Annotated in this window: 9 protein-coding genes and 1 rRNA gene; 3 read left to right on the top strand and 7 right to left on the bottom strand. The window is 41.7% G+C overall.

Going from position 1 to position 12760, the window contains the following annotated elements; all coding sequences use genetic code 11:
• Positions 1-203, bottom strand: a 16S ribosomal RNA gene (locus AC19MX_RS00005); the annotation flags it as partial.
• Positions 204-1103: 900 nt separating this feature from the next.
• Entirely contained in the window at positions 1104-1658 is a 555-nt protein-coding gene (gene gmhB / locus AC19MX_RS00010; protein WP_498296162.1) for a D-glycero-beta-D-manno-heptose 1,7-bisphosphate 7-phosphatase, read from the bottom strand.
• A 203-nt stretch (positions 1659-1861) separates the two neighbouring features.
• On the opposite strand from gmhB, the gene AC19MX_RS00015 reads away from it, so the two are divergent.
• The gene (locus AC19MX_RS00015) at positions 1862-2536 is read left to right on the top strand and encodes a GntR family transcriptional regulator (protein WP_432402827.1); all 675 of its coding nucleotides are present in this window, start codon (positions 1862-1864) and stop codon (positions 2534-2536) included.
• Positions 2537-2639: 103 nt separating this feature from the next.
• Positions 2640-3722 (top strand): ketoacyl-ACP synthase III, encoded by a 1083-nt coding sequence (locus AC19MX_RS00020; protein ID WP_432402825.1) that lies wholly within the window; start codon positions 2640-2642, stop codon positions 3720-3722.
• 73 nt (positions 3723-3795) lie between these two features.
• Here AC19MX_RS00020 and AC19MX_RS00025 read toward each other — a convergent pair whose 3' ends face one another.
• The 4 genes from AC19MX_RS00025 to AC19MX_RS00040 form a co-directional block, all read right to left on the bottom strand.
• Positions 3796-4485, bottom strand: a complete 690-nt coding sequence (locus AC19MX_RS00025) for an exonuclease domain-containing protein (protein WP_432402823.1) — start codon at positions 4483-4485, stop codon at positions 3796-3798.
• Positions 4485-6332: a DUF294 nucleotidyltransferase-like domain-containing protein gene (locus tag AC19MX_RS00030; RefSeq protein ID WP_432402821.1), complete on the bottom strand. Its 1848-nt coding sequence runs from the start codon at positions 6330-6332 to the stop codon at positions 4485-4487. The genes AC19MX_RS00025 and AC19MX_RS00030 overlap by 1 nt, the downstream gene beginning before the upstream one ends.
• A 130-nt stretch (positions 6333-6462) precedes the next feature.
• The gene (locus tag AC19MX_RS00035; RefSeq protein ID WP_432402819.1) at positions 6463-8181 is read right to left on the bottom strand and encodes a sodium:solute symporter family protein; all 1719 of its coding nucleotides are present in this window, start codon (positions 8179-8181) and stop codon (positions 6463-6465) included.
• 11 nt (positions 8182-8192) lie between these two features.
• Complete coding sequence (locus AC19MX_RS00040) at positions 8193-8459, bottom strand: DUF4212 domain-containing protein (RefSeq protein ID WP_188957018.1); 267 nt, start codon at positions 8457-8459, stop codon at positions 8193-8195.
• A gap of 361 nt (positions 8460-8820) precedes the next feature.
• Between AC19MX_RS00040 and AC19MX_RS00045 the strand changes: the two genes are divergently transcribed.
• The gene (locus AC19MX_RS00045) at positions 8821-10986 is read left to right on the top strand and encodes a diguanylate cyclase (protein ID WP_432402817.1); all 2166 of its coding nucleotides are present in this window, start codon (positions 8821-8823) and stop codon (positions 10984-10986) included.
• Between the two features lie 12 nt (positions 10987-10998).
• Here AC19MX_RS00045 and AC19MX_RS00050 read toward each other — a convergent pair whose 3' ends face one another.
• A complete protein-coding gene (locus tag AC19MX_RS00050; protein ID WP_432402815.1) occupies positions 10999-12456 on the bottom strand; it encodes an alpha/beta hydrolase in 1458 nt (485 codons plus the stop codon).
• Between the last annotated feature and the right edge of the window lie 304 nt (positions 12457-12760).

Raw genomic sequence — 12760 nt, forward strand, 5'->3', positions numbered from 1 at the left:
CTCCTTTCCCCCGTAGGGCGTATGCGGTATTAGCAGTCGTTTCCAACTGTTATCCCCCTCGACTGGGCAGATCCCTAGGCATTACTCACCCGTCCGCCGCTCGTCAGCAAAGTAAGCAAGCTTCCTTCCTGTTACCGCTCGACTTGCATGTGTTAGGCCTGCCGCCAGCGTTCAATCTGAGCCATGATCAAACTCTTCAATTAAAGTTTTTTTGTTCGACTACGTCGAACGGCTCAATGAATTCTACTGTCATAATTCGCTTCGCTCTAAGAGCTCACAAATTACTCACTACATTGCTGTAGCTTCATATTACTATGAACATTCTCATCATTGAGTTTAAATTTTTTGATTGCCTACATTCCGAAGAACAAGAAGACAATTTCGAATAACTCAATACCTGTGAATGTCCACACAGATTACTTGATAAATTGTTAAAGAGCGGACTTGGTAACTCGCGTTAGACGCTGCGTTCCGTGTCAGTGGTGCGCATTATAGGGAACTCAATTTATTGCGCAAGGGCTTTTATCAATTTTTATTGATATTAACGCCCAACTGCGCAGTTTTTAAACTCAAACCAATGTTTTTAACTGTTTTCGCTGATTTTATATACAAATAAGGCCCTCTGCTACATTATATAATTATTATTTCCTCGGTCGATTGGGGCGGAAAATGGCACTCTACAGAGAATAAGTGCTTAAATTAGCTTATAGAGACTTAAATATGACTGAAATGAAGTTAATGTGATGTTAATTGGAAGCGAAGGACCAAATGTATTGCTTTATCGATATGGTGCGGGTTAACAGAACTTAAGATGATAATGCTGCCATCGTTATCGCGGTTACCACTTGTGGTTTCCCCCACTGCGGGTTATTGCGAGTTAATGACGATATAAAAGATAAAGGCTCAGTGAGACGTGAGTGAGAAGTGAGTGATTAAAAACAACGATGAGATAAACAAGCTAAGCCTACGTCTATTACTGCTACTTTTACTACTGTTACTACTGTTACTACTGTTACTAAATTGAACTGCATTACATGTATCTCTATATAAAAGTAGCGAGACTCTTAACACTAACGCTACCTCTATAAGAAACCGTATCTATTTTATAAAGACTGGCGAAGTAAGTTCGGCACGTCAGCAATACTGTCGACTACTGCTGTAGCAAGCTCAATACCCTCTTTATCGACGACTTTACCTGAACGCACTAATATTGCGCTATTAATACCAGCCGCTTTTGCCGCTCTCATGTCATCGGCTTTATCGCCGACCATAACTGATTGGCTTAAATCAATATTGAGAAATTGGGCTGCAGAATTGAGCATACCCGGTTTAGGTTTTCTACAATCGCAATCTTGCTTGTATTCACCTAAGCCTTTTTCAGGATGATGTGGACAATAATAAATACCGTCAAGGTCGACACCTTTGTCAGCAAAGTTCCAATCCATCCACTCGGTTAAATGATGAAAGTCATCTTCGCTGTACAGGCCACGGGCAATACCTGATTGGTTAGTGACAACAACTAGTAGATAGCCCATCTCTTTTAATGCTAAACATGCTTCAAACACGCCATCAATATATTCGAAGTCATCAACATTATGCACATAACCAGTGTCTTTATTAATAACGCCATCGCGATCTAAAAATACAGCCTTCTTCAACCTAGTCACTCCTCAAACTCAATACTGGATGGATTATCCCACTGACATCAATTTGGTGCCAGACAAACTGTTTAATTTTGCGTATTTAATCATTTAGTCCATTTTTATGATGTTTATCTGCATTTATGCATATGTTTCACTTTATAATGCGGCTGCTAAGCGTTACCCTTGCTCGAAGAAATTAGTGATGAACACAAAAATACATGAGCAATATACCTCCTATTATTCACAAAACACGAACACAACTTGTTGTGGAAGCGCTCAGAGAACAGATCCTTTCTGGTGATATAGCAGGTGGCGAACCGCTAAGACAGTCCGCAATTGCGGCACAGTTAAATGTTAGCCGAATTCCGGTTCGTGAAGCCTTAGTGCAATTAGAGGCAGAAGGTCTAGTCAATTTTGAACCGCATAAAGGGGCTACGGCCACTAAACTGTCAGTTGAACAAGTGACTGAGTTATTTGAACTTCGCGCCATGATTGAGTCAGATTTATTGGCAAAAGCCATTCCCAATTTGACCGAGCAAGACATCGAAGCAGCAGAAGCCGTGCTTATCCAACTGGAATTGGCATTTAAGCTCAAAGAGTCAGTGGCCAGTTGGAGTGAACTTAACACCCGTTTTCATACCCGTTTGTACGAGGCGGCAAACCGTCCCCATACTCTCGATGTGGTTCACGGCTTAAATACCAATTGCGATCGTTATATTCGTTTGCAGCTGTTATTTACGGGTGGCATTCCAACGGCTGAGCGTGAACACCGGATTTTACTTGAACTGTGTAAAGATCGTGATGTCCAAAAAGCAACCGATTTACTGCGCCTACATATTTTGCATGCGGCAGATTCGATTACTAAATTAGTAGAACAAAAAATTAAGTCATAACAACAGTCATGACATCAATGATAAGCCTTAGTAACACATAGACATCTGTGTCAGCTTATTGATGTTAAACAGATGACTGTTAACCTATATTGAGAGAATTGCTATGCAGTATGCACACATTACCGGTTGGGGAAAATCAGTACCGACCGCAACACTGACTAATGACGACTTAGCCACATTCATGGAAACTACCGATGAATGGATTAAAACGCGTACAGGGATCAGTAAACGTAATATAAGCCATGTTAATACCTCTGAAATGGCGTCGGTTGCGGCAAAGCACGCGCTTGCAGCAGCAGGTATAGATGGCAGTGAGTTAGATTTAATCATTTTAGCCACCGCCAGCCCGGATACGTTAATTCCTAATATTGCCTCTACTGTTCAGGCCAATATTGGCGCAACATGTGGTGCTTTTGATATAAACGCGGCATGCAGCGGCTTTTTGTATGGCGTAGGCTTAGCAAGCTCAATGATTAAAAGCGGCCAAAATAAGAAAATTCTTATTATTGGTGCTGAACGGTTATCTTTTTACTTAGATTGGTCTCGCCGTGAAACAGCAGTATTGTTTGGCGATGGCGCTGGTGCCATTGTACTAGAAGCCAGTGACAGTCCAGGCGGCATATTAGGTTATGAGTTAAATAACGATCCTGAAGGGCGCGATATTTTACAATCTAACTTTGGCACCCAAATGGACCGATTTGATACTGAGTCTCTGGATTTTTATATCCACATCAACGGTCAAGATGTATTTAAGCGTGCAATCCATGGCATGGGTAATTTAAGCGCTAAAGTGCTTGAGAAATGCAATACCGACATTAACGATGTTGATTTTGTTATTCCCCATCAAGCCAACGAACGTATTATCGACACTCTCGTTAGCCGGATGAAAATTCCTAAAGAAAAAGCTTTTGTGAATATTGCCGACTATGGCAATACATCTGCAGCAACTATCCCTATCGCGATTTGTGATGCGTTATCACAAGGTAAAATCGTGCCGGGCCAAACCATTTTATCATGTGCTTTTGGTGCGGGATTAACATCAGCAGCAATGCTATTCAAGTGGGGCGAGCGCACTACGCCAATTAATGTTAGTGACGCCGCATTACCACCGTGTGATAAAACTGCATTGGAATTAATCAAACCTGCTGTTGATTATTTTTTCAGTAAAGCTAAAGCTGCAGAATAACGCCTTATTGATACAAGAAAGTCAGTCTTAATCTGGCTTTCTTGTCTTTAATCACAAACCGCGATTTAACAACTTACCCAATAACATCAATCAATTTCTTTACTGTTAACTTTTTAACATCCCCCATCGCCGCCACTTGCGCGAGCAAGAGCTCTGCACACGATAACGCATCAACCAGAGCATTATGAGCCGAATATACAGGTAAATGATAACGCGCTCGGCTTGCACCTAACCTTAACGATCCTTGCTGTAAAATATCTTGTTGTTGCAACCTGCGTTTTTTTTCAATCGCTAAAGTATCAATAAAGACCAACGGGATTGAGTGACCAAAACAGCGTACCAGCTGCTGTTGAATAAACTGGATGTCTAGTGGTGCATGATGTGCAATTAAAATATGACCTTCGGTTTGCGATAAAAACCATGCCATCGCTTCTGGCAAAGTTAAAGCGGTGTGCAGTTGATGATCAACAATGCCATGAACAGTGGCGCTGTGTCCGACACTGCCGCTAATGGCAATCATGAGATGTTGCGCTTTTGCTAATGGGATCTCGCCTTTCACTATCGGCACTAAGCCGATACTAATCACTTGGTCATTCTTAGGGTCTAACCCTGTCATTTCAAGATCAATTGCCATTAACGGCGCATCAAGAAAAGAGCAAGCAAGAGCTGGCGTTATCGCCTGCAAATACTGGTTTAATGGCTCAGGTAAACCGGTCATTTTTTTGCGCCAAAATAACAGTTTGAACCACCAAAGCGTCGCCACTAAAAACTCCTCAAAAACTTCAATTTAATTCCAGCCTGAGCATCGTGCACCACTTTAAATGCGTCACGCAGTTGATGGCGTAATAATGATGATAAATGCTGCGGTTTTAAAAAGTTATTGATTGGCAGATTATTTGTCGCTTGATAGCCCTGGTTAGCAAGGCGCATATGGGCAATAAATTCATGGGCATCAGCAAGATTAAGCGCATCTTTACGATTAATAATATTGGCATCCATCAAGGCCCTGATCCTTTTGGCGGTGTTTACTTCCTTTATGCCTGCACTTAACGCATACACTCTGGCAATATCATTAATCAATGCACTGCCCTTATGTTTTAAGTCCATGCCTTTGACTTCACTGCCATCACGTTCAAGCACAAATTTTCTGAAAAACCCCAACGGCGGAGATTCGGTTAACGAGTTTCCAGCCATACCGGCTAGAAATATATCGTTATCTTTAGTCGACGCTAACACGTCATCTTGTAATTCACTGAATAAGCTTATTGGCCCAAATACCGCACGCATATCAAAAAAGATGCTGGCATGCATTAATGCTTTAGGATCAGGCGTTAACACCCAATGTTTAAATAACGATTTCCATTGGTTTAACGGTAAACGCCACTTAGGGTTTTGCGCCATAATATCGCCAGGGCAATAAACATAACCACATTGATCAAGCCCTTTGCACACCGCTTGAGTTAATGTTTCAAAATAAGCAGCTGCAAATTCATCAGGCTCGTGCGCCAACAATAAACCATTATCTTGATCAGAACACGCCACTTGGTCTTGGCGGCCTTGCGAGCCAAAGGCTAACCAACAAAAAGCCATTGGTGCCTTACCTAAAATTTGCTGGTTTAACTCAATTAAGCGGCGCGTTAACGCGTCAGTCACCGACGTTAATACTCGTCCAATTTCTTCAGCCCTGGCGTCGGCGCTGATGAGGTTTTGCAGTAACAACGGAATTTGTTTACTGACTTGGATTAAGCTGTCGATATTGGCCTGGCGGCCAATTTCACCTATTAGCAATAATGGTTGCGAACGCTGCGCACGTAAAATATCGGTGCTGGTGATCATCCCAATGGCTTTGCTGCCATCAACAACCGGCAAGTGGTGAATATTATGCTCGCTCATGGTGAGCATGGTTTCAAAAACTAGTGCATTGGCATGAGTAGTGATAGGGCTAACCGTCATGGCTTGACTCACCAGGGTATTAACATCTAACCCTTCCGCAATAACACGGTTTCGTAAATCACGGTCAGTTAAAATACCCACAAGCTTGTCATTATCAATCACCAGGACTGACGACACTCGGTGATCACGCATGATTTTAGCCGCATCGATGACACTGGCATGAGCCTGAACAATAATGGGTTTTGCACACATAATTGAGGTAATACGACTGGTAGTGGTCAGATCTTTAGCTTTAAAACGTCCTTCATTACGCAAACGCTTGGCAAACGCTCGAGCAAAGAACTGATCGAAACTGCGCTGCTCTGCACGTAATTGCGCAAAAATGGCTTGAGGCAAATGGTACACCAAACCATCTTCTAAAATGGCTACTTTATTAACGACCTTCTCACCCGATAATAATGTCGAAAAACCGAAGCACTCGCCTTCTGCAACCCGGTCTACCAGTATGCCTTCAGGATCGCGCACTTCAAATGCGCCACTGCGGACGATATACAATTTAGGGTTTTGCGTATCAAACTCGACAAAGGCAGAGGCTTTACTGTAATACCCAACCGTGATGTTTTTTGCGCAACGGCTAATCACCTCTGCGGGTAATGAATCAAATGGAGAATGTGCAGCTAAAAACTGCTCGACGGGTTGTAACTCGCTTGCATCCATATTTTTTCCATATTGAACACACCATACAAACACTATAGCAAAGGCAGTGGAATTGCTGCTATAGGACTTAAGCCCAACAAAAAGAGCGCCGAAGCGCCCTTTAAATTAACTTAATTATCAGGATTGATGATTAGTGATCCTGTGCTTCACCCGATCCTTTAGGGAAACGAATTGACTCAACCATTTCTACAATCTCATCAGGTATCTTAGCTGTCACTTTACTGATGGCAAAAGCCACACCAAAGTTAATAATCATGCCCACCATACCAAAACCTTCAGGAGAAATACCAAAGAACCAATTTTCAGATGTATTGGCAGCAGGATTAATAAACTTAAAGTAAGCAATGTAAGCCGCAGTAGACAGTAAGCCAATCACCATACCTGCAATCGCGCCTTCTCTATTCATAGTCTTAGAGAAGATCCCCATGATAATAGCTGGGAATAACGATGCTGCAGCAAGACCAAACGCAATCGCCACCACCGCAGCCACAAAGCCTGGGGGATTAATACCAAAGTATCCGGCCATAACCACACCTAATGCTGCCGCAATACGAGCGTACATCAATTCTTTTTGGTCAGAAATATCTGGCATCAAATTTTTCTTAAGTAAATCATGCGATACCGAAGTAGAGATTACAAGCAACAGACCCGCTGAAGTCGATAATGCCGCCGCTAAACCACCCGCTGCAACAAGGGCAATAACCCATGCTGGAAGCGATGCAATTTCAGGCGTGGCAAGTACGATAATATCGCGGTCGATGTTCATTTCATTTTTATCACCATTGGTGTAAAAAATCTTGCCATCGTTGTTTTTATCTTCCCAGGTAATAAGACCGGTTTTTTCCCAGTTTTTAATCCAAGAAGGTGCAGTCTCATAAGGTACACCTGTTGAATCTGGACCATTTATGGTCTCAATCATATTCACTCGTGAGAATGCAGATAAAGCAGGCACAGTCGTATACATAATTGCGATAAACACTAATGCCCAACCCGCAGAGATTCGTGCATCCTTTACTCGAGGTACAGTAAAGAAGCGCACGATAACGTGTGGTAAACCTGCAGTACCAAACATTAACGCACCTGTAATAAAGAACACATCGATCATGTCTTTAGAACCTTCGGTGTATTGGGAGAAACCAAGTTCTGCTGATAAGCCATCAAGTTTATCGAGTAAGTACACCCCAGTGCCATTACCCGCTGCATCGACTAACTCAGCGCCAAAGCCGATTTGCGGTAAAATATGACCTGTCATCATCACCGAAATAAAGATTGCTGGCACCATGAAGGCAAAAATTAACACACAATACTGCGCGACCTGAGTGTAAGTAATCCCTTTCATGCCGCCTAATACAGCATAAAAGAACACCACTGCCATACCTATATATACGCCGGTTTCCACCTCAACTTCTAAGAAGCGGGAGAACACCACACCTACACCTCGCATTTGACCCGCGATATAGGTAAAACAGATAAAGATGGCACATATTACTGCAACCGTACGCGCGGTTTGCGAGTAATAACGGTCACCAATAAAGTCTGGAACCGTAAACTTACCGAATTTACGTAAATAAGGTGCCATACATAATGCTAATAGTACGTAACCGCCTGTCCAACCCATTAAATATACTGAACCGTCATAACCAACAAACGACACAATACCTGCCAGTGAAATAAATGATGCCGCAGACATCCAGTCTGCCGCAGTTGCCATGCCGTTCATCACAGGGTGAACACCGCCACCAGCAACATAAAACTCTTTAGTAGAACCTGCTCGAGACCAAATGGCGATCCCGATGTACAACGCGAAAGTTGCGCCGACAATTAAATATGTGAGTGTTTGAACATCCATCGTAGTGCCCCTTAGTCTTCCTGAACATTGTATTTTTTGTCTAATGCATTAGCTTTCGCTACGTAAACAAAAATCAGCGCCACGAATACATACATTGCACCCTGCTGCGCAAACCAGAACCCCAGTTTGAATCCCATGAAGGTGAATTCGTTTAATATATCAACTAATAAAATACCGCAGCCAAATGACACTGCAGCCCAAATTGCAAGCAAGCTAAGTACTAAGCGTAAATTTTCGCGCCAGTATCCCGCTGCCTTTTCGTTATTTTCAAAACTCATTGCGACTCCCCTGTGTTAGTTTTTGTAAAGTCATTGTTAATTTAGCAACTCAGGGCAACACCACAATCAAGACCTTAGTCGTATTCGAATATCCTTAAGGAACGAGTTAGACATAAAAACACTATTTATCAGAAAGTTAATGAAATATTTTTTGTAAAAAAATAACAAACCCATTAAACTGAGTTAGACCAAGGTCGAACAAAATTGGCTTTAAAAAACAACATAAATCAATATTTTAAAAACATTTAAAATACAATTTGATGATAAAAAATCTGGTTTTACATTGAAATCTCAACGGTTTCTTGAGATAAGTGTTGAATAGCAAGACGCTTTTTATAATAAAATCAATAAGGACCTCTTTTTGAAGCTTCCCAAGATTAACCAACAACATCTGCTTTTTTCTATTGCCTTAGGTATTGTAGGTTTGTTAATTAATTGTTATCCAATTCAGTTTTTTGCCAATGTGCAATTTGTATTAGGTAACACTGTCACCGTAATAGCCGCTGTCTTACTAGGGCCTTGGTATGCATTTGTGACAGCGATGCTCGCATCGACAGGGTTAATGATGATCTGGGACAGTCCTCATGTGTATTTATTCTTTGGACTTGAGGCATTATTTTTAGGTTACGCCAGACGACGTGATATTTATGCTTTGTATGCAGACGCAGCTTATTGGTTAATTATCGGTGCACCTTTAGTGTATTTGTATGTCACCTTTATTATGGACATACCGTCATCGCACTTAGGTTTTATTATTGCGAAGCAAGGTGTTAATGGCTTGGTTTATACCAGCATTGCCTCGTTACTTATTTTAGCCATACCTAAATTGTGGTTCTTTAAAGACAAGGTAAAAGATCGCCATCGCCGCTTATTAAGTGCGCAGCTCACTTACTTTTTCACACTCATGGTCACCCTCACCTTACTGTTCTCTGCGCTAATTTTTAATTTTTACTTCTTAGAGCGTCAACAAGCGATGTTAAAAGAAAACATCAATGATGCAGTGTCTCACTTAGCAACATCAGCTCAAAATTACATCAACAACCACAAAACGGTTATTGCCAACGCTGCAAACCAATTAACGATTGCCGCTGACGATCCGTTGCACTGGCAACCGGTTTTATCCAATTTACACAATAGTTATCCGGGTTTTATTAGTATGTTGATTGCCAATCCTCAAGCTGAAATCGTTGCGGCAAGCCCTGTGTCTCGTTTATTAGCTCAAAGCAACACACAAAAAATTACTATTAAAGACCGCGACTATTTTATCGAATCGTTTTACAACCATCGCTTATTTGTTTCATCGGTATTTCTGGGACGAGGTTTTGGTAATGATTCAATCATTGCCATGAGCGCGCCTTTTTACACCAATGAACAGCACACCACTACTGCAGGAATTGTTGAAGGATCTTTAGATTTAAATCACTTTTCACATGTAGATCAAACGAGTGAGTATGCCGACGATGAATCGGTAGTTATGGTGGATGAACAAAACCAAATTATTTATGCTTCTGAAAAACTCGGGTTAACATCGTTATCGAAATTTAATTTTGTGATAAATGATGGGGTATATCGTACGAGTCTAGAGCTACTCAATATTGAGCGTCCTAAATCGATAGTGCCAGAATATATCTATGCCCACCAAACACTGGATAACGGCTGGACTGTGTATATCTTAAAAGAATTCTCTCCTTTGCTAAAACTGGCTGAAGAGCAAATGTTCAGTAGTTTTATCATGCTACTGATATCGTTAATGGGGACTTTTTACATATCAAGAAAACTCAGTGCACTACTCACAGTGCCTTTAGAAGCGGTTGCCAGCCAATTTAGTCCATCGACAGTAGGCATCAATAAGGTTCAAAGCATTGATGAGAATTCGCCGAAAGAAGTGTTTAGTTTATATCAACGATTAGCCGCCAGTAAGCAGCAATTAATCGACCATCAAGTGGAGCTAGAAGAAACCGTGGCAAGGCGTACGGAAGAGCTAGAGACGGCTAACCGTAAGCTCAAAGAGCTCGTTGACCGAGATCCACTAACGGGTTTGTACAACCGCCGTTACGCTGAACGTAAATTTACCGAATTATTGGAATTTTGTATACGAAGTGAACAAGCCATTACCGTGGCAGTATTGGATTTGGATCTGTTTAAACAGGTTAATGACAACTACGGCCATTTAGCCGGTGATGAGTGTTTACGTATTTTTGCCCAGTTACTGCAAAAATACTTTAAACGCGACATTGATATTGTTTCTCGATATGGCGGTGAAGAATTTTTACTCATTTTACCACTCACCAACGCCCTGCACATACAACATCATTTAAACAGCTTTAGGGAGGCTTTAGCTGAGTTTGAGATGATATCGCCAGAGGACAAACGATCTTTTCATATCACGGTAAGTATAGGAGCCATTACCGCCAATCCCGACTACGCAGATGAGTTAGACAAGTGGATAAAAATTGCAGACGACAATCTCTATCAAGCAAAACAAGACGGACGCAATAAGACTGTCATCGATATTATCACTGAATAAGCTGATATAACGTTATGGACGGGGTTGAATAAACCCGTCCATTCTATTCATCATATATGGGTAAAATGGATTCCATTTTTGGCGTAACATATCTGCAGCGGTGACACTAAAAATTCCTCTCTCGCCTTGGTATATTCCCCGACCTATTTGTATTTTATCTGACTCTTCACTGGCTAATGGGCCATACAAGGTGTCTTCTATGGGGAAGGTTAATGCCACATGAGACAATGAATACACTTCTTTAGGCCAGGTTAGTGACAGCGCCTGCACATCCGTTGAATTGGTGTTCTTTGCCAGTTCTCGCACTTGTACATGATTATCGTGCTGCATATCATTTTCAAGCAAACTCAAACGATAAGGTAATGGCGTCGTGAGCCAAAAAGGCGCAAACGGTGCTAAAGGGTCATGCATTAATAATTGATTATGGCTGTGTTTGCGATTGACATCGAATAGCACTAATTCATGCCCTTTAGATGCTGGCAAGTGTTGATAAAGTTTTTCAACCACAGATAAGGACGACACGGTATCATCGACCACTGACTGAAACGTTAATATCGGTGCTATGGCCTTGTATTGCTTATCGGTTAACCCAGCCAGTAACGTTTGATTGCGTAATGTTAATCGGTAGACCACGTCCCCCGCATTGACGGCAAAAGATTGATATCGAAATGGATCGTACTCAGTTTGAATACTATTCCAGTACAGTTTATCTTGGCCTAATACTCGTCCCAACTTAGCTTGCCAATATGCCCCAGCGGCAATAGGCGCCAAACCAATTGCGGGAGAGAGAAATATCATTCCCGCAAAGTCTGTCGGCTTATTAAGGTTAATATTTTCAAGATCATGGTTTAATGCTAAAGCCGCGCCAGTAGAAAAACCGGCAACATAAATGGGTTTACCGGGTAATTGGGCAGCCAAATGTGCTGCGGCAAGAGATACCGCGCCCGCTAAATCTGGCCAGGTAATGTCTGTCAATCCTGAAGGTACTGTGCCATGACCAGGCAATCTTAATCCCACAATATGCGCTTGGTGTTGATAATGTTGCGCGATATGCGACATCACATAAGGTGAATCGGACATACCGTGGATCAGCAATAAACCGAATTCAGCTTGGGGGTTTTGCCACTCAAAAGAGCGGTTCCAGTTTTGTTTCCACAAGGCAGGATCAGACAAACTGTGGCGCTCATAACGATTAAGTGGTGAGGCTAACTGTGGTTGGTATTGACGATATATCTTGCGCTCAACCTCAGCAAACAGCTTATCTTCTAATTTAAGATATTGATTAAAATCAGCTAGGCCTGACTGTTGATGATATTCTGATGTGAGATGCGTGGTATGCCATATTGATAAATTAGGCCGATCGTTTAACAGCCATACAGCGGTGAACAGAATGGCAACACTAATCCCGATTGCACCATAAAAAGCAGCAAATAACAGGTGTTTGGTCGAGCCTATTACAATGGCGCGCATTCTCTACCTTAAGTCATAAAATTCGTTAACCTAATGAGATTAACAAGTGAATAAATGAATATCCAATCTGCGATGATGTGCTAGCAAACTATTCATTTGATAAGCCCGCCACACACGTTAAATACCAAACCATTAATACGATGAGCTCAGTAACATGCTGATGTATCGTCAATCAATATTCTGATACATTGCTGATTAAGCTTATGATTGATTTTATCATTAAACTCAGTACAACGCGTATGACAAACGCGATAAGCGATAGGCTCATTTAACTTTCAAGGTTATTTTTACAACAAATGGTTGG

Source organism: Shewanella sp. MF05956, from assembly GCF_059758055.1.